This window comes from Streptomyces sp. DSM 116795 (genome assembly GCF_055792905.1).
The window spans coordinates 2,335,925-2,354,065 of sequence record NZ_CM147707.1; the positions used below are offsets into that span (position 1 = coordinate 2,335,925).

Genomic DNA, 18,141 nt, shown 5'->3' on the forward strand with positions numbered 1-18,141 from the left:
GCCCGCTGCACGGACGTCATGGCTGAGGACGAGGACCCGTCCTATTCGTCCTGCTCCTCGCGCGCGGCCGGGAGATGGGGCAGCCGGTCTGCCGCGACGACGCCTTCGAGGAATCCGCGGGCCCGCTCCGTACGGGGGTATGACTCCAGGAGCTGCCAGAAGCGCGAGCCGTGTCCGGGCACCAGCAGGTGCGCCAGTTCGTGCAGGAGCACGTAGTCGATCACGTACTCCGGCATGCCGCGCAGCCGGTGCGAGAGCCGGATGCTGCCCTCGGCCGGGGTGCAGGAGCCCCACCGGGTGTTCTGGTTCGTCACCCAGCGGACGGTGTCGGGCCGGGCCCGTCCCCCGAGATACTGCTCGGAGAGCCGTGCGGCGCGCTCGGCGAGCTCGGCGTCGCCCAGCATGCGCTTGCTCTCCTGTGCGGCCAGCTTGTCGAGCATGACGCCGACCCAGCGCCGTTCCTCGTCCGTGGACATGCGGGCGGGGATCATCACGACGGTGCGGTCGCCCTCGCGGTACGCGGAGACGGTGCGCCTGCGCCGCGCACTGCGACGCACTTCGACCGCCGGCTGGCTTGCGCTGTTCAGCGGGTCGGCGGACACGCCTCGACGTTACCCGCTGATGGGAGCGGAAGTCCCACCTCCGGCCGGGTTCGAGGCAATCGCCCCATACCTGTTCGCTTCATATGACTGCCTCCCAAGGCTGTGGATAACTTTCTGCAGGCCTCGACCGGCAACCGCATGCTGTTCCAGGCAGCAGGTGGTCGAGGAAGGACGGAGCAGAATGCATCCGATGATCAAGCCGGCCTTGCGTCGTGCGTGGCGGGACAGGCAGACGGTGCAGTACGGCGTCGCCCCTGCGCACGCGGTGCTGCTCGGCCCGGTGGACAACGCGACGGCGGCGTTCATGGAGTCGATGGACGGCACCCGCTCCCTCCCGCAGCTGCGTGCGGAGGCCGCCCGGCTGGGTCTGCGGGAGGGCACAGCGGAGCAGCTCGTCGACAGGCTCGCATCGGCGGGGGTTCTCGACGACGCCACGGCGGACAGAAGCGCGTCGACGAGCGTCGGCGACCGGCTCCGGCCTGATCTGGCCTCCCTCTCCGTCGTGCACCGGAAGCCGGGCGAAGGGCTGCGCAGGCTCGTGGCCCGCAGGGAGGCATGCGTGCAGGTGCGGGGCGCGGGCCGCGTCGGTGCCCTCGTCGCGGCGACGCTGTCGGCCGCGGGGGTGGGAGAGGTCGCGGTCGTGGACGGCGGCCACGTCGAGCCCTGGGACACCGCGCCGGGTGGTGTCTCTCCGGACGACTGCGGGGAGCGGCGTGACGTGGCCGCGCGCAGGGCCGTCTCCCGTGCTCGGCCGTGGTGCTCCCGTCCCTCGCGGCGACGGTCCCCGGCCGGGTCGGGGCGGGCTGTGCGGCTCGTGGTGCTGGCTCCGCGTGACGGCCTCGACGCCTACGCGCCGGACCCGGGAGCCGCGGAAGGATTCGTCGAGGCGGGGACGCCGCATCTGTACGGCGGTGTGGTGGAGAGCACGGGATTCGTCGGGCCGCTGGTGACGCCGGGGGTCTCTCCATGTGCGGGCTGCATACTGCGCGGCCGGGCCGAACGTGAGCCGAGCTGGCCTCTCGTGGTGGGCCAGTGGCGCATGTCGGCGAGGCGGCGCTCGGGAGTCCCCGCCTGTGACTCGGCGCTGGCGACGGTGGCCGCGGGGGCCATCGCCTCCTATGCGCTCGGCTTCCTCGACGGTGACGGTGCCTGCGCCGCGGGATACCGGATCCGCTTCGCGCTGCCGCACCTCATCGGCAGCACCGAGCAGTTCTCAGCCCACCCCGGGTGTCCATGTGGTGCCTCTTCCGTGACAGCGGATCGCCCGCTCTCGGCGGATGCCGCCGAAGAGGTCACAATGGCCTGACGGCCGCGGTTGCCGGTGCGCTGCGGCCGAGCCGTCTGGAAGTGGAGGGGCCAATGTCTGATCTTCCCCGCAAGGCAGTGACGCGTACCGCCAAACTTGCTGCGCTGCCGCTGGGGTTCGCCGGGCGCTCCGCATGGGGCATCGGCAAGCGGATCGGAGGTCTCTCCGCCGAGCTCGTCGGTCACGATCTTCAACAGCGCACCGCGGAGCAGCTGTTCAAGGTCCTGGGTGAGCTGAAGGGCGGTGCCATGAAGTTCGGGCAGGCGCTCTCCGTCTTCGAGTCGGCGCTCCCTGAAGAGATAGCGGGGCCGTACAGGGCCACGCTCACGAAGCTGCAGGAAGCAGCCCCGCCGATGCCGACCAGCACCGTCCACGAGGTGCTGGCCGAGCGGATGGGCAAGGAGTGGCTCGAACTCTTCCAGGAGTTCGACGACATGCCCTCGGCTGCCGCGTCGATCGGGCAGGTGCACCACGCCGTCTGGCACGACGGACGTGAGGTCGCGGTGAAGGTGCAGTATCCGGGGGCCGGCGAGGCGCTGGTCTCCGATCTCACCCAACTCGGCCGCTTCGTGCGCATGCTGGGGCCGCTCATCCCGGGCATGGACATCAAGCCTCTCGTCACCGAGCTGCGCGACAGGGTCACCGAAGAGCTGGACTACGGGCTGGAGTCGCAGGCTCAGACGCTCTACGCGGAAGAGTTCGCCGAGGACCCGGACGTCGTGATTCCCGCGGTGGTGCACCAGTGCGAGCAAGTGCTGGTGACGGAGTGGATGGACGGGGTGCCGCTCGCGGATGTCATTTCGGAAGGCACCGAGGAGGAACGGGACCGTGCGGGGCAACTGCTGGCTCGCTTCCTCTGTTCCGGCACTGCCCGCACGGGGCTGCTGCACGCGGACCCGCACCCCGGCAACTTCCGGCTGCTGCCGGCCGACGGGTCCGAGGACGGCGGGGGTGAATGGCGGCTCGGCGTGATGGACTTCGGCACCGTGGACCGCCTGCCGGGCGGCCTGCCGCCCGTGATCGGCACGGCACTGCGCATGGTCATCGACGGTGAAGCCGATGCCGTGTACGAACTGCTGTGCTCGGAGGGCTTCGTCAAGGACTCCATCGAGCTGGAGCCGTCTGCGGTGCTGGATTATCTGGTGCCCGTCATCGAGCCCGCCCGGGCGGAGTCCTTCCACTTCCACCGGGGCTGGATGCGGGAGCAGGCGGCGCGCATCGCCGATCCCCGCTCTCCGGCACACCAGTTGGGCAAACAGCTCAATCTGCCCCCGTCGTACCTGCTCATACACCGGGTGACGCTGAGCACCATCGGGGTGCTGTGCCAGTTGGGGGCGACGGTGCGGATGCGGGAGGAGATGGAGGCCTGGGTGCCGGGGTTCGCCCAGCAACAGGAGGACGGCGAGGACGACTCACAGGCCGCCGCCGAGACACCCGCCTGACGAGGCGCGGCCAAGCACGGGTGGACTGAGCACGGGGGGACTGAGGGCGGGTCGTTGCGGCGCCCGCACGTCAGGCTTCTGGCGCCGCGGCGGGCGGGAGCCTGCGCCCGCCAGCGGCGAGAGCCGGGGCGTTACGCCCCGGCTCTCCGTTTGTTCACTGCATGACCGCCATGGCCAGCGCCCTGCGGGCCCGCAGCGAAGCGCGCTCGGCGCGGCGCTGGAGGCGACGGGCCGAGCTGACGCGCAGCGCTCTGCGTTCGGACTCGGCCTCGTACAGGCGGTCGTTCATATGGGCTCGCGCCAGGGATTCCGGCATGAGTTGCATTTGTCGTGTCCTGTTCTGACGCGAGGAGTTCGCATCGATACCGGAGTGGTTCGGGATGTCGGAGTCGGATGTCATCGTCGGATCCTGCTTCGGAAGGGGACGCTGCTGCGGATCGCGCGTCGTCGGGCGGTCGATGGTGCCTGCGGTGCTCATGCTGTGACCGGGTTCTTGCGAGGACGGCCACGCGGACGCTTCCGGGGCACGACCACGCCCTGGACGAACAGCTCGCCTCCCCAGACGCCCCAGGGCTCGCGGCGGTCCTTGGCACCGGCGAGACAGGCCTCGCGCAGCGGGCAGGTCTGGCACAGCGTCTTCGCGTACTCCACGTCGGCCGGGGCCTCGGCGAAGAAGACCTCCGGGTCGTAGGAGCGGCAGGGCACGGTCACACCGAGCCGCTCGATAGCTTCGTCGAGCTCGGTGAGCGTGATCAGCGGGGCAGTCACGAGTTCCTCCGTGGTGGCATCAGGCGGCATCAGGTCTGTCGTGGGTGACGGGGGGTGCGTTTCGGGGTGCACTGCCGGTTCCTCGTCTGTTGATGTCTGTTGTCTTGTCGGCCCGGCTGGTGGCCGGGCCCTGGGGCAAACAGAAGGGCCGCGGATCCCTGTGTGGGTTCCGCGGCCCTGGAAGGTGCCGACCTGATCTCGCCGATCAGGCTGGATCTCTCCAGGGTTCGAGCCCACGGAAGGCCCACATCGGGTTGTGCTTCGTCTTCTGGCTGCCATCGCCGACACCGGCGGCCGCGAATGCAAAGGCGTAGGCCGCTGCCGGCGCCGCTGCTGCCGCTACCTCGAGTGCCGTGGCCGGTCGCTCGCCGGCGCCGGGAACGACGCGGGACAGACCCGTGCCGTCGGCCCGGGAACCGAGCAGGCAAGAGGCGACGACCGAGCGGTCGGTCATCTTGGTGGTGGTAATGAAGTCGATCACTGGGTTCGCCTCCTCTCGGCGACTCGGGGGATCAGCCGGAGCCGATCCGCAAACGTGCAAGAGTCAGTACAGCATGGATGGGTTGGAGCGGAAAGCCCCCGCCCTGTCCACGTCCGGAAGGCTATGGGGCTCCGGACGGCGCGCGCAAACTATTTTTCCGCCGTCTCCGAAAAAGCTTCCGGGACGGCTTCGGCGGCAGCCGCCGGAGGGGCGTCAACGGACCCCGGTCCGGGCTCGGACGCTGAGGCGCCCCCGGAGTCCGTGCCGGAATCCGAGCCGGATTCGGGTGCGGATCCCGGGTCGGCGGACTCCAACTCCTCGCCCGCGCAGAGTGCGAGGACATCCGCTCCGAACTTCTCCAGCTTCCGACCGCCCACACCGGAGATGCGCGCGAGAGCCGCATCGTCGTCCGGCACCGTTTCCGCGATCGCCATCAGCGTCTTGTCGGTGAAGACGCAGTACGCGGGCTGGCCGAGCTGCTTGGCGCGCTCCGAACGCCACTCGCGCAGCCGCTCGTACAGCTGCTCGTCCAGATCCGAGGGGCAGCCCTCACAGCGCATCAGCTTCATCTCGCCGGGATCCGTCAGCGAACGCCCGCACACCCGGCAGCGCACGGGCCCGCGGCGCTTACGCCCCCGGCCGCCGGCGGATCCGCCGCGCTCGATCCCACCGCGGCCGCCTGCCGTGCCTGGACCGCCGGGGGCCGAGCCCGGCCGCAGCCCGTTCAGGAAACGGCTCGGGCGGCGCCCTCCGCGGCCGCCGGGCGAACGCGACAGCGCCCAGGAGAGACCGACGTGGAAGCGGGCACGGGTGACACCGACGTAGAGCAGCCGCCGCTCCTCCTCGATCTGGGTGTCGCTCTTGGCGTGGGTGATCGGCATCATGCCCTCGGTCAGACCCACCAGGAACACCGCGTCCCATTCGAGGCCCTTGGCCGAGTGGAGCGACGCGAGTGTGACGCCCTCGATGGTCGGCGCATGCTGGGCGTTGGCCCGCTCGTCCAGCTCCGCGACGAAGTCCGAGAGGCTCGGCTCCCCGCCGCCCGACGCGGAGCGCCCGGCGGAGAGGGCCTCAGCGAGCCGGACCAGAGCCATCAGGGACTCCCAGCGGTCGCGGACGGCGCCCGAGCCCGCCGGAGGCTCGTCGGTCCAGCCCTTGCCGCTGAGGACGGCACGCACCTGGGAGGGAAGGCCGACGGCTCCGTCGAGCAGGGTGTCGTTGTCACCGAAGCGGGCCGCGCTGCGCAGCGCGACACCGGCCTCGCGGACCTCGGGACGTTCGAAGAAGCGCTCGGCTCCGCGGAGTTGATAGGGCACACCGGCGTCGACGAGCGCCTGCTCGTAGATCTCGGACTGGGCGTTGATGCGGTAGAGCACCGCGATCCCGCTGGCCGGGACGCCCGAGTCGATGAGTGCGCGGATGCGCCTGGCGGTGCCCTCCGCCTCGGACGGCTCGTCCGCATACTCCGTGTACACCGGTTCGGGGCCGGCCTCGCGCTGCGAGACGAGCTCCAGGCGGTGCTCGGCGGCACGGCCGGCCGCCTGGGAGAGCAGGCCGTTCGCGAGATGTACGACCTGGGGGGTCGAGCGGTAGTCCCGTACGAGCTTCACGACCGTCGCCCGCGGATGGCGCGTACGGAAGTCGAGGAGGTGGTCCGGGGTGGCGCCGGTGAAGGAGTAGATCGTCTGGCTCGCGTCGCCCACGACGCAGAGGCTGTCCCGCTCGCCGAGCCACAGCTCCAAGAGCCGCTGCTGGAGCGGGCTGACGTCCTGGTACTCGTCGACGACGAAGTGCTGGTACTGCGCTCGGACCGTCTCGGCGATGTCGGGACGGTCCTGCAGCACGCCGACCGTCAGAAGCAGCACGTCCTCGAAGTCGATCGCCGAACGTTCGCGCTTGAGCTGCTCGTAGAGCCCGAAGACCTTGGCTGTCTCCGCCGGATCGCGCGGAGGGACGCGGCCCGACTTGGCGATCATCGCCGGATAGTCCTCCGGCACCGTCCGTGTCACCTTCGACCACTCGATCTCACCGGTGAGATCCCGCAGTTCGCTGCGGTCCAGACGGAGCCGGCAGCGGGCGGCGGCCTCCGCCACGAGCTGCACCTTGCGCTCCAGCAGCCTCGGCAGCTCGCCGCCGACCGCGCGCGGCCAGAAGAACTGGAGCTGCCGCAGCGCGGCCGAGTGGAACGTGCGGGCCTGGACTCCCTCCGCCCCCAACTGCCGCAGCCGCCCCCGCATCTCGCCCGCGGCCCTGCTGGTGAAGGTGACCGCCAGCACACTGGCGGGCGGCAGGATCCCCGCACGCACTCCGTACGCGATCCGGTGGGTGATCGCGCGGGTCTTGCCCGTGCCCGCGCCGGCGAGCACGCAGACCGGCCCGTGCAGCGACGTCGCCACTTCGCGCTGCTCGGGATCGAGCCCCTCCAGCACCGCGTCCGCGTCGCGCGGCGGCCCCGTGAACGCGTCCTGGTCGGGGCTGGAGAAGAGAGTGGAGTCAGTTGCTGCTGTCACCCCGCCATGCTGCCAGGTCGTACGGGGCGGACGTGACGCTTGTCCACAGCCGGACCCGTATCGTCATACGACACTCACGGAAGCTCCCGCGACTCACGGAAGCTCCCGCGTCACGGGAATGGTCCGGCCCGTTCACACGTTCCCCAGTCACCAACGGACACGAAGGAGCGCAGGACCCATGACGGGAAACGTGACGATGTACAGCACCACGTGGTGCGGCTACTGCCGTCGGCTGAAGGGCCAGATGGACCGCGCGGGCATCTCGTACACGGAGATCAACATCGAGCACGACCCGGAGTCCGCGGACTTCGTGGAGAAGGCCAACGGCGGGAACCAGACCGTGCCGACGGTGCTCTTCCCCGACGGGTCCACGCTGACCAACCCCTCGCTGGCCCAGGTGCAGCAGAAGGTCGGGAGCTGACCGGAGGCCCGGGCCGCCGGCCGAGCCGGTGCCCCTGACCGGGGCCTCAGCGCCCGGCCCGTGGCCCCGCCCCCGGCAGGGGCAGCGGCTCCCCGTACCAGCGCTCCACGAGGCGTGACGCGATGGAGATGCCGGACGGCGGCCGCACCTCCCCCGTCTCGAACGCCTCCTTGAGCTCGTCGCGGGAGAACCAGCGGGCCTCCTCGATCTCGTCGCCGTCCACGCGGATCTCGGGTGAGGTGGCGCGAGCCATGAAGCCCAGCATCAGGCTGGCGGGGAACGGCCACGGCTGGCTCGCCACGTAGTCGACGTGGCCCACCGTCACGCCCGCCTCCTCGGCGACCTCCCTGATGACGGCGGCCTCCAGCGACTCCCCGGGCTCGACGAACCCGGCGAGCGTCGAGAAGCGGCCCTCGGGCCAGTGGACCTGACGGCCCAGCAGCGCCCGGTCCCTCCCGTCCGTCACCAGCATGATCACGGCGGGGTCGGTACGCGGATAGTGCTCGGCACCGCAGGCCGGACAGCGGCGCAGATGGCCCGCTGCGGCGATGACGGTGCGTTCACCGCAGCGCGAGCAGAAGCGGTGCGTGCGCTGCCAGTTCTCCAGGCCCACGGCGTGCGCCATCAGCTCGGCGTCGCGGGCGGAGAGCAGCACGCCCGCCTCGCGCAGCCCGGCTGGGCGTGCGATGTCGTCCATACGGCCCGGCAGTGAGTCCTTCTGCAGCGCGAAGTAGCGGACGCCCTCCTCGTCGACGCCGAGGAAGTACCGGTGGGCCTCGGTGAACGGCGCGTCGAACGAAGGCATCATGACCAGCTCCGTGCTGCCCTCGCCGTCGTCCTCGACCAGCGCCTGTCCGCCGGAGACCACGAAGACCCGTGTCGTCGGGTGGCTCCATGCGGCCGCCAGCCACGCCTCGTTCATCCGGTGGTGCGCGGCGCGGTCGATGCCGCCGGTCGGGGTGAGGGTGATCGGGCGGTCCGCGGCGGCACCGGTTCCGGCACCGGTTCCGGGGCCGGTTCCGGGGCCGGTGCCCGCTCCGGCAGGTGCGGTCGAGTCGGTCCGAGTGGTCACTTCTGCCTTCCTACTCCTCCTGCGAGCGCACTGCGGGAGTGCACGCTCCAGTGCTCCGCGAGATCGCCCCAGAGGTACGCGGCGGCCTCGGCGCCCTTCGTCAGCAGGTCCAGTTCGACCTTCTCGTCCGGTGAGTGCCAGCCGTCCGACGGTACGGAGATGCCCAGGAAGAGCACCGGAACCCCGAGCACGTCCTGCAGGTCCGCCGCCGGACCGGAGCCGCCCTCCCGCGTGAGACGGACCTTCCGGCCGAAGGCGCGCTCCATCGACCGTACGACCGAACGCAGCGCGGGGTGCCCGAGCGGTGTGAGGCAGGGGCGGGTCGCTCCCCAGAAGGTGACCTCGTGCCGGACGCCGTCGGGAAGGCCCCGCGCGACCCACTCGCGCACCGACTGCTGGACCTTCTCCGCGTCCTGCCCCTCCACCAGCCGGAAGGACAGCTTCAGTTGGGCGCTCGCCGGGATGACCGTCTTGGAGCCCGGCCCCTGGTAGCCGCCGCCGATGCCGTTGACCTCGGCGGTCGGGCGGGCCCAGATCCGCTCCAGCGTCGTGTAGCCGGCCTCGCCGAGCGCGGCGCGGGAGTGGGCCGTACCCAGCCAGGACTCCTCGTCGAAGGGAAGCTCGGCGAAGAGCTCGCGCTCCTGCGGCGTCAGCTCGACGACGCCGTCGTAGAAGCCGGGGACCGTGACGCGCCGTGCCTCGTCGTGCAGGCCGGCCGCCAGCCGCGCGGCCTCCGTCGCCGGATTGGGGACGGCGCCGCCGAAGGCGCCGGAGTGGATGTCCTGGTCCGGTCCGTACAGGTCGATCTGGCAGTCGGTGAGGCCGCGCATCCCCGTGCAGACGGACGGGGTCTCGCGGGACCACATGCTCGTGTCGGAGACGAGTACGGCGTCGCACGCCAGCCTTCCCGCGTGCTCCTGCAGCAGCGCCGGGAAGTGCGGCGAGCCGGACTCCTCCTCGCCCTCGACGATCAGCTTGAGGCTCACGGCCGGGGACGTACGCCCCGCGGCGGCGAGGTGCGCCCGCACGCCGAGGGTGTGGAAGAGGACCTGGCCCTTGTCGTCGGCGGCGCCGCGTGCGTACAGCCGGCCGTCCCGCTCCTCCGGGACGAAGGGATCGGAGTGCCAGCCGTCGGAACGGGACGCGGGCTGGACGTCGTGGTGCCCGTAGACGAGCACCGTCGGGGCGTCCGGATCGTCGGAGGGCCACTCGGCGAAGACCGCGGGCGCGCCCGCGGTCTCCCAGACCTCGGCTACGGGGAAGCCCGTCGCGGTGAGCTTCCCGGCGAGCCATTCGGCGCTGCGCCGCAGGTCACCGGCGTGCTCCGGGTCGGCGGAGACAGAGGGGATGCGCAGCCACTCCACGAGGTCGTCGAGGAAGGCTGCGCGCCTGTCTTCGATGCAGGCCCGGACGGCGTCGTCCGGAGCTGCCGGGACGGTGCTCATGCCGGGCAGCCTATCCGGCATTCGGGGGACGGCTCCCATCCGTGTCCGCGCCGTCCGTGCCTGTGCGGGCCCCGTCCGGGCCGGTGTCCGGGCGGGCTTCCGGGCGGTCCGCACTCCGGCCGGCTTCCCGGCTGTCCGCACTCGGGCCGGCGTCCGGGCCGGGGTCGGCGCCGCCGTCCGGCCCGGCGAGCAGTTCCTCGAGCTCGGGGCGGCCGAGGAGCCCCTCCGGACGGACCAGCTCCCCGCTCCGTACGTAGAGGAACGCCGCGCCCACGGATTCGAGCGGCACACGCTGCTTCTCGGCCCAGGCGAGGCGGTAGACGGAGAGCTGGAGCGGGTCGGCGTCGCGAGCGCGGCCGGTCTTCCAGTCGACGATGTCGTACGCCTCCGAGCCGTCCGGTGCGACGTCGCGGTACACGGCGTCTATGCGGCCGCGGACGACGCGGCCCGCCAGTTCGAGCTGGAACGGTTCCTCGACGCGGTACGGAGTGCGCCGCGCGTACGGCGAGCGCTGGAACGCCTCCTTCAGCGCGGCCAGGTCGCGCTCGTCTGCGATCCCGTCCGGCTCCACGGCGGACCCGTCGGTGCCGCCGGGTCCGGCAGACCCGGCGGACCCGGCGGCTCCGTCGCCCGCGCCGGGTAGCTCGTCGGGGCCGAGCATCGGAAGGGTCAATTCCTCGAACCTGGACTCCACCCATGCGTGGAAACGCGTGCCGCTGCGGGCCGCCGCGGGCTGCGGCGGGCGCGGCATCGGCCGGGCCAGTTCGCGTGCGAAGCCGTCCGGGTCGGCGGCCATTCGCAGCAGCTGCGACGCGGAGAGCGCGGCAGGCAGCGGTACGTCGCGCACGGCGACGCGAGAACGCCGCAGTTCACCGGTGAGCGCATCCAGATCGCGATCCCAGGAGGCGACGAGGCGCGACTCCTCCGGCGTGAGCGCCGCGTCGGCGGCCCGCGGCGTGCGTGCGCCGTCCGCGGCATCCGGCGTGCGTGCCGCGGCGCCGGAGGTCCGCGGCCGAGCACCAGCGTCGCCGTATTCCCCCGCGTACTCCCCCTCCGCCCGCTCCTCCGCGAGATGGTCCAGCACCGCCTCGGCCGCGGCACGCCGGTGCGCCAGCGCCTCCTCGTCCAGCGGCAGTGGCCAAGCCCGCTGCTCGGCGGCAGCGGCGGCGATGGCGGGATTCTGCTCGTCGTCGGCTGGGGCGTCCGCCCAGTGCTCGACCTCGCCGTGCGCCGGGTCGGCCTCACAGTGCGAACGCAGGGCTTCGAGGAACGCCGAAGGCCCGCGGGGCTTCTTCTGGTGCGGGCCCCACCAGTGCCCCGAGCCGAGCAGGAGCGAACGGGGACGGGTGAAGGTGACGTAGCCGAGGCGGAGTTCCTCGGTGGACTGGTGGTCCCGCATCGCGGTGTCGTAGGCCTTCACGCCCTTCGCCGTCCACTCCTCCACGTCCGGGAGGGTGGCCGCGTCGCCGCGCAGCGCGTGGGGCAGGACCCTGGGCCGGCTGAGCCACGACTCGCGGGCCTGCTCGCTGGGGAACTGCTTCGCCACGAGCCCGGGCACCGCCACCACGTCCCACTCCAGGCCCTTGGCCTTGTGCGCGGTGAGCACCTTCACCGCGTTCTCCCCGCCGGGCAGCGAGCTGTCGAGGCCCTTCTCGTACTGCGCCGCCGTGCGGAGGAAGGCGAGGAAGGCGAGCAGCGTGGCCTCGCCGTCGACGGCGGCGAATCCGGCGGCGACGTCGAGAAAGCCGCTCAGCGTCTCGCGGCGGCGGGCGGCCAACGCGTGCGGTGAGGCGGACAGTTCGACCTCTAGGCCGCTCACCGCCAGCACCCTGTGCAGCACGTCCATCAGCGGCTCGGCCAGTGAGCGCCGCAGGTCGCGTATCTCGGCGGCGAGCCTGGTGAAGCGCACTCGCGCCTCCGCCGAGAACGGCAGCCCGGCGTCGTGACCGTCGCGGTGACCCCCGTCGTGACCGTCGCGGTGACCTCCGTCATGACCGGCGTTGCCGTGACCGCCCGCGCCGCGACCGGCGCCGGCGTCGAGGAAGGTCTCCAGGGCGTCGGCGAGCGAGACGACCTCCGCCGGGTCGACGCCCTCGACGGCCGCGGCGAGGCGCCTGTCCCGGTCGCCACCGTGGTCCTCCTCGTGCTGTACGAGCAGCCGGGCCCTGCGCCCGAGCAGCGCGAGGTCGCGGGGGCCGATCCGCCAGCGCGGCCCCGTCAGCAGCCGTACGAGCGAGGCGTTGGCCGTCGGGTCGGAGAGCACCTCGCACATCGCGACGAGATCGGCGACCTCCGGCAGATGCAGCAGCCCCGTCAGACCGACCACCTCGACGGGGAGTTCACGCGCGACCAGGGCGCCCTGGATCTCCGCGAAGTCGCCCGCGCCGCGGCAGAGTACGGCGATCTCTCCGGGAGGTGTGCCCGTACGGACGAGGTGGGCGAGGGAGTCGGCCAGCCACTCCACCTCCTCCTCGTGCGTGTCCAGCAGCGCGCAGCGCACCAGCCCGTCGCCTTCCGCGCCCGGTGCGGGCCGCAGCGCCTCGACGCCCTCGTGACGGCTGCGCAGCGGCGCGGCGAGGGAGTTGGCGAGGGAGAGCAGACGGCCGCCGCTGCGGCGGTTCTCACTGAGGGAGAAGCGGCGTGCGGGGCTGCCGTCGGTGTGCGGGAAGTGCCGGGGGAAGTCGTCGAGGTTGGCGACGGAGGCGCCGCGCCAGCCGTAGATGGCCTGGCAGGGGTCGCCGACGGCGGTGACGGCGTGGCCCGCGCCCTCCCCCGCGCCCTCTCCGGCGCCGAACAGCCCGGAGAGCAGGACACGTTGGGCCACCGAGGTGTCCTGATACTCGTCGAGGAGGACGGCGGAGAACTGCGCCCGCAGGGCCCTGCCGACCTCCGGCACGTCGCGCGCCAGGGTGGCCGCGAGCGCGATCTGGTCGCCGAAGTCGAGAAGTTCGCGCTCGCGCTTCCGTGCGCGGTACTTCTCGACCAGGCCGAGGAGTTCGGCGCGGCCGCGGGCGGTCTGCGGCACCTTGCGCAGCGCGGCGTTGCTCAGCGGCGCGCTCTCCAGGGCGGCGCGCAACTCCTCGTCGTACGCACGGAGTCCGCCCGGCCGTACCAGGTGCTCGCTCAGCTCGCCGTCGAGCGCGAGCAGATCCTCGACGAGCGCGGTGACGGACTTGGTCAGCGCCTCGAAAGGGCCAGGATCCGCTCGGAGCACGCTCGCCGCGAGCTGGAAACGCGTGGCGTCGGCGAGGAGCCTGGCACCGGGCTCGATGCCGAGGCGCAGCCCGTGCTCGGTCAGAAGCCGGCCCGCGAAGGCGTGGTAGGTGGAGATCTGCGGTTCGCCGCAGGCATGTTCGGAGTCGGACGAGTCGGGGTCGGCCGGATCGGGGTCGGTGATCCCCGCCCGCAGCAGCGCCTTGCGGACCCGCTCGGTGAGTTCGCCCGCGGCCTTGTTGGTGAACGTCAGGCCGAGAACCTGCTCCGGCTGGACCTGCCCGGAGCCCACAAGCCATACGACGCGCGCGGCCATGACCGTGGTCTTGCCCGAACCGGCACCCGCGACGATGACTTGGGGAGCGGGCGGCGCGGTGATGCAGGCGAGCTGCTCCGGGGTGAAGGGGATGCCGAGAAGCTCTTCGAGCTGTCCGGTGCGGGTGAGTCGTGCGGGCACGCAAGAGACGCTAACGGCTGGCACCGACAGTCGCGGGAGAAGCCGGCAGCCGGGGGCGCGGACGTCCCGTCAACCGCCCCCGTACGAAAGGCAGTCGGCCATGCCGAACGATGTCGCCGAACCCGGAGAACCCGGAGAACCCGGCGAGCTCGGCCCGCCCGGAGAACTGGAGAGCGCCGCGACGGCTTCCCGTACCTCGGCGACGAGACGCGGATCACGCGGTCCAACCCCGGCCCCGGCCCCGGCCCCTCCGGTCACACAGGCAGGCCCGTACCCGCCGGCCCCGCTCACTCGATGATCTGGCGCCCCTCGCCGCGCGCGGAGCACGCGCCGCGGAAGGCGCAGTGCGTGCACTGCGAGCCGGGTGAGGGCGTGAAGCGTTCGTCGAGGACGCGCCCGGCCGCCGTCGCGAGCAGCCCGCCGATCCACTCCCCGCCGTCGTCGCCCTCCTCCGGTGACGGGTCGCCTGTCAGCGCGTCCTGACGCTGCACCACAGGCAGCGAGTCGCCGCCCTCCCGTTCCGGGGCCCCCAGCCGCAGATGCACCAGCTCAGCGCCGCCCGGCTGCGGGCGCTCACCCCCGAAGAGGTGGTCGGCCGCGCCCTCACGCACAGCCAACTGGTAGACGGCGAGCTGCGGATGGCGCGCGACCTCCTTGCCGCTCGGCTTCGTGCGCCCGGTCTTGAAGTCGACGACGTACGCGCGCCCCTGCCCGTCGCTCTCCACCCGGTCGACGCTGCCGCGGATCCGCACCGCGTACTCCCCCGCCTCCAGCGTGACGTCGAAGCCGAGCTCGCTGCCGGCGACGCCGCCCGGCTCCCCGGACTCGCCGTCCGACTCCCCCGCCTCGCCGTCCGGACCCGCTCCCCCGCCGTCCGGAGCCGCTCCCTCCGCGCCGTACCGCATGACGTGCCAGCGCAAGAACCTCTCCAGCGCCGCCCGCGCGTTCTGCTTCTCCTGCCGGGACTTCCACGGCGCCTCGAAGGCGAGGCCGTCCCAGACCGTCTCCAGCCGCTCCATCAGTACGGCGAGATCGGCGGGCGTGCCGCCGGAGGCGACCTCGTCGGCCAGTACGTGCAGCACGTTCCCGAAACCCTGCGCGGCCGTGGCGGGGGCGTCGGCCTTCACCTCACGGGCCAGGAACCACTGCAGCGCGCAGGAGTTGGCCAATTGGTCCAGCGCACTGCCCGACAACGCCACGGGCCGGTCCGGGTCGCGCAACGGCGCCTCGGAACGTGTCGGTTCGTGCAGCCCCCACCACCGGTGCGGATGCGCCGCCGGTACGAGCGCGTGCCCCTCCTCGTCCCGCAGCCCCGCCAGCCGGCCGAGCCGCCCGGCCGCGGCCTCCCGCAGCCCCGGTGAGGCCGCAGGGTCGACGGTCGTGGCACGCAGCTCCGCGACGAGCGCGGAGACCGAAAGCGGGCGCCGGGGACGGGAGTTGACGGCCCTGGGCTCGACGCCCAGCTCGCTCAGGAACCTCGACGGCTGGTCACCGTCGTCCGCGGGCGCGCGCACCGCGGTGACGACCAGCCGCTCCTTCGCGCGGGTCGCCGCGACGTAGAACAGCCTCCGCTCCTCCGTCAGCAGCGCACCGGGAGACAGCGGCTCCGCGAGGCCGTCGCGCCCGATGCGGTCCGCCTCCAGCAGTGAGCCGCGGCGCCGCAGATCGGGCCAGAGCCCCTCCTGCACGCCCGCGACGACGACGAGACGCCACTCCAGCCCCTTCGAGCGGTGAGCGGTCATCAGCCGTACGGCGTCGGGGCGTACGGCACGGCGGGTGAGCGTGTCAGCCACGATGTCCTGGGCGTCGATCTCCTCCAGGAAGTTGAGCGCGCCCCGGCCGCCGCTGCGTTCCTCCGCGCGGGCCGCTGCGTCGAACAGCGCGCAGACGGCGTCCAGATCGCGGTCCGCGTTGCGGCCCGCGGCCCCGCCGCGGAAGGCGGCGCGCTCCAGTCGCCGCGGCCACGGCGTGCCGTCCCACAGCTGCCAGAGCGCCTCCTCCGCGGTGCCGCCGCCCGCGAGCAGCTCCCGCGCCTTGCGGAGCAGCAGGCCGAGGCGCTGGGCTCCGCGCGCGTACGCCGGGTCGTGCGCCACCAGGCGCTCCGGTTCGGCGAGCGCTTCGGTGAGCAGTACGTCGGAGGGACGCGGCACGCTCTGTCCGGCGGCGCGCCCCTCCTCGCGGAGGGCACGGCCGAGCCGTCGCAGGTCGGCGGCGTCCATGCCGCCGAGCGGGGATCCGAGGAGGGTGAGTGCGGTCTCGCCGTCCAGCCAGCCGGCCGCGGGGCTGCCGCCGTCCCGCTCGGAGCCGTCGCCTGCGCCCGGCTCCAACTCCGCGCCCGGATCCAACTCCGCGGCGCTCTCCCGCTCGGGCCCCCCGGCTCGGCCCGGCCCGGGCGGCCCCGCGGCCTCCACGCGTCCGCGTCCGCCTGCCGCCGCGTCCACCTGGGCAGCCGCCCGGGCCACCGCCCGCAGCGCCGTCAGCAACGGCGCGACCGCAGGTTCATGACGCAGCGGCACATCGGCGCCGTCCACGTCGAGCGGAACCCCCGCAGACGTCAGGGCGCGCCGCGCGGCCGGGATGCTCCGGCCGCCGGCGCGGAACAGGACCGCCATCTCCCCCCAGGGGACGCCCTCTTCGAGGTGCGCACGGCGCAACAGGTCGGCGATGTTGTCGAGTTCCGCGCCGGCCGTCGGGCAGGTGAAGGCCTCCACCCGTCCCCCGGGGCGCTGCGCCACGAGCCCACGGTGCGCACGTACGGCATCCGCGGGCAGCCGCGTCAGGGGGATACGGCGGGTGATCTCGCGCGTGGCCTCCAGCAGCCGCCCGCCGCTGCGCCGCCCCGCGCGCAGCACACGCACCGGTGCGGACGCGCCGGAGCGCTGCCGGAACACCTCGGGGAAGTCGAGGATGCCGTTCACGTCGGCGCCGCGGAAGGTGTAGATCGACTGGTCCGGGTCGCCGAAGACCACGAGGGTACGGCCGCCGCCGGCCAGTGCCCGCAGCAGCCGTACCTGGGAGGGGTCGGTGTCCTGGTACTCGTCGACGTAGACGGCGTCGTAGCGCGCACGCAGTTCGCCGGCGACGTCGGGGCTCTCCGCGAGCAGTACGGCACGGTGCACCAGCTCCGCGTAGTCGAGCACGCCCTGCGCGTCGAGCACGTCCAGGTACTCGGCGAGGAAACCCGACGCCGCCGACCAGTCGGGACGCCCGGTGCGCTTCGCGAAGTCGCCGAGCTCGTCCGGGCCGAGGCCCAGTTCCCTGCTGCGTGCGAGCACCGCCCGTACCTCGTCCGCGAAGCCGCGGGTGGTCAGACAGGCGCGCAGCTCGTCGGACCAGGGGATGCGGCCGCGGCCCTCGGACTCCAGGGCCAGCTGACCCTCCAGCAGTTCGCGGATGTAGAGGTCCTGTTCGGGACCGGACAGCAGCCGCAGCGGCTCCGCGAAGAGTTCGGCGTCCTGGTGCGCGCGCACGAGTGCGTAGCAGTACGAATGGAAGGTCGTCGCCTGCGGCGCGGAGGTGCGTTCACCTCCTGAGCCCGAGAGGCGTGCGGCCATCCGGTCGCGCAGTTCCACGGCGGCCTTGCGGCTGAAGGTGAGCACGAGCATCCGCTCCGGATCGCCTCCCGCCCTTACCCTCTCCGCTACGGCCTCGGTGAGCGTCGTGGTCTTGCCCGTGCCGGGGCCCGCCAGCACCAGCAGCGGTCCGCCGGAATGGTCAACCACTTCGCGTTGCTGTGCGTCCAAGGCAGGAGGGTCCGTGGGCACCGGCCGCGTGCGCACCAGCCGGTACGGACCGGCGCCCGTACCGGAGCCGGGGCCCGGACCGCTGCCGGACCCCGGCCGGTGCGCATCGGACGGGAAGGAGGAGCTCACGTGGATCGCCTCGGGGAGGGTCTGTGCTGAATGGTGCAGACGCTACGCCAGCGGGCACACGGGCCGCAGCGCGGTGCTCGTGTACTCCGTACGGGTGGCCCGCTGCGAGCGGGAAGCGGAGATGGCGGAAGGTGGTAACTGTGAGCAGCCGCAGTACGCGCCGCAGCGCCCGCAGCAGTACATGGTCACATCTGGCCGTCCCACCTGGCCCTCCGCATGTCGATCCGCGGAAGGTGTCCCTCCGTCGCTCGGCCGGCGGCACGCAGCGGTGTGCCCTCCGCCCTGTAGTGCTCCAGCGCGCGCAGTTCGTGCCCCGCGAGCAGCACTCCGTCGGCCCGTACGACGCGCCACCACGGCACGGCACCCCCGTACAGCGCCATGACGCGGCCTACTTGACGGGGGCCGCCTTCTTCGAGCCACTCGGCGACATCGCCGTACGTCATGACGCGGCCGGAAGGGATGTGCTCGGCTGCGTCGAGGACCCGTTCCGCGTACTCAGGCAGGTCCGGCGGCCCCGGCTCGCTCGCATGCATGCGGGCAATGGTGCCGCAC

The 18,141-nt window shown here is 72.6% G+C and carries 13 protein-coding genes; 3 read left to right on the forward strand and 10 right to left on the reverse strand.

Annotated features, from left to right (window positions below):
• Positions 1–41 precede the first annotated feature (41 nt).
• Positions 42–602 (reverse strand): M48 metallopeptidase family protein, encoded by a 561-nt coding sequence (locus ACSMXX_RS09825; protein WP_473183653.1) that lies wholly within the window; start codon positions 600–602, stop codon positions 42–44.
• A 190-nt stretch (positions 603–792) separates the two neighbouring features.
• Between ACSMXX_RS09825 and ACSMXX_RS09830 the strand changes: the two genes are divergently transcribed.
• Together ACSMXX_RS09830 and ACSMXX_RS09835 are read left to right on the forward strand one after the other, a co-directional pair.
• The gene (locus ACSMXX_RS09830; RefSeq protein WP_473183654.1) at positions 793–1,908 is read left to right on the forward strand and encodes a ThiF family adenylyltransferase; all 1,116 of its coding nucleotides are present in this window, start codon (positions 793–795) and stop codon (positions 1,906–1,908) included.
• A gap of 53 nt (positions 1,909–1,961) precedes the next feature.
• Entirely contained in the window at positions 1,962–3,350 is a 1,389-nt protein-coding gene (locus tag ACSMXX_RS09835) for an ABC1 kinase family protein (RefSeq protein WP_473183655.1), read from the forward strand.
• 154 nt (positions 3,351–3,504) lie between these two features.
• On the opposite strand, the gene ACSMXX_RS09840 is transcribed toward ACSMXX_RS09835, so the two are convergent.
• From ACSMXX_RS09840 to ACSMXX_RS09855, 4 genes are all read right to left on the reverse strand, one after another.
• Entirely contained in the window at positions 3,505–3,828 is a 324-nt protein-coding gene (locus ACSMXX_RS09840) for a hypothetical protein (RefSeq protein ID WP_473183656.1), read from the reverse strand.
• The gene (locus ACSMXX_RS09845; RefSeq protein WP_275521509.1) at positions 3,825–4,190 is read right to left on the reverse strand and encodes a WhiB family transcriptional regulator; all 366 of its coding nucleotides are present in this window, start codon (positions 4,188–4,190) and stop codon (positions 3,825–3,827) included. Before ACSMXX_RS09845 ends, ACSMXX_RS09840 begins: the two co-directional genes overlap by 4 nt.
• A 133-nt stretch (positions 4,191–4,323) precedes the next feature.
• Positions 4,324–4,599, reverse strand: a complete 276-nt coding sequence (locus ACSMXX_RS09850) for a hypothetical protein (protein ID WP_473183657.1) — start codon at positions 4,597–4,599, stop codon at positions 4,324–4,326.
• Positions 4,600–4,748: 149 nt separating this feature from the next.
• On the reverse strand, positions 4,749–7,109 hold the full coding sequence (locus tag ACSMXX_RS09855; RefSeq protein ID WP_473183658.1) for an ATP-dependent DNA helicase UvrD2: 2,361 nt from the start codon (positions 7,107–7,109) through the stop codon (positions 4,749–4,751).
• A 178-nt stretch (positions 7,110–7,287) separates the two neighbouring features.
• Here ACSMXX_RS09855 and ACSMXX_RS09860 point away from each other — a divergent pair, with 178 nt between their 5' ends.
• Positions 7,288–7,530: a mycoredoxin gene (locus ACSMXX_RS09860; RefSeq protein ID WP_473183659.1), complete on the forward strand. Its 243-nt coding sequence runs from the start codon at positions 7,288–7,290 to the stop codon at positions 7,528–7,530.
• Between the two features lie 46 nt (positions 7,531–7,576).
• On the opposite strand, the gene nudC is transcribed toward ACSMXX_RS09860, so the two are convergent.
• The 5 genes from nudC to ACSMXX_RS09885 all read right to left on the reverse strand — a co-directional run bounded on the left by nudC (position 7,577) and on the right by ACSMXX_RS09885 (position 18,122).
• The gene (gene nudC, locus ACSMXX_RS09865) at positions 7,577–8,500 is read right to left on the reverse strand and encodes an NAD(+) diphosphatase (RefSeq protein ID WP_473184714.1); all 924 of its coding nucleotides are present in this window, start codon (positions 8,498–8,500) and stop codon (positions 7,577–7,579) included.
• A gap of 98 nt (positions 8,501–8,598) precedes the next feature.
• Positions 8,599–10,047 (reverse strand): dipeptidase, encoded by a 1,449-nt coding sequence (locus ACSMXX_RS09870; RefSeq protein WP_473183660.1) that lies wholly within the window; start codon positions 10,045–10,047, stop codon positions 8,599–8,601.
• Between the two features lie 10 nt (positions 10,048–10,057).
• Positions 10,058–13,717 (reverse strand): UvrD-helicase domain-containing protein, encoded by a 3,660-nt coding sequence (locus ACSMXX_RS09875; RefSeq protein WP_473183661.1) that lies wholly within the window; start codon positions 13,715–13,717, stop codon positions 10,058–10,060.
• Positions 13,718–14,004: 287 nt separating this feature from the next.
• Positions 14,005–17,589, reverse strand: coding sequence for an ATP-dependent helicase (locus tag ACSMXX_RS09880; protein WP_473183662.1), 3,585 nt, complete (start codon positions 17,587–17,589; stop codon positions 14,005–14,007).
• Positions 17,590–17,774: 185 nt separating this feature from the next.
• The gene (locus ACSMXX_RS09885) at positions 17,775–18,122 is read right to left on the reverse strand and encodes an MGMT family protein (protein ID WP_473183663.1); all 348 of its coding nucleotides are present in this window, start codon (positions 18,120–18,122) and stop codon (positions 17,775–17,777) included.
• Between the last annotated feature and the right edge of the window lie 19 nt (positions 18,123–18,141).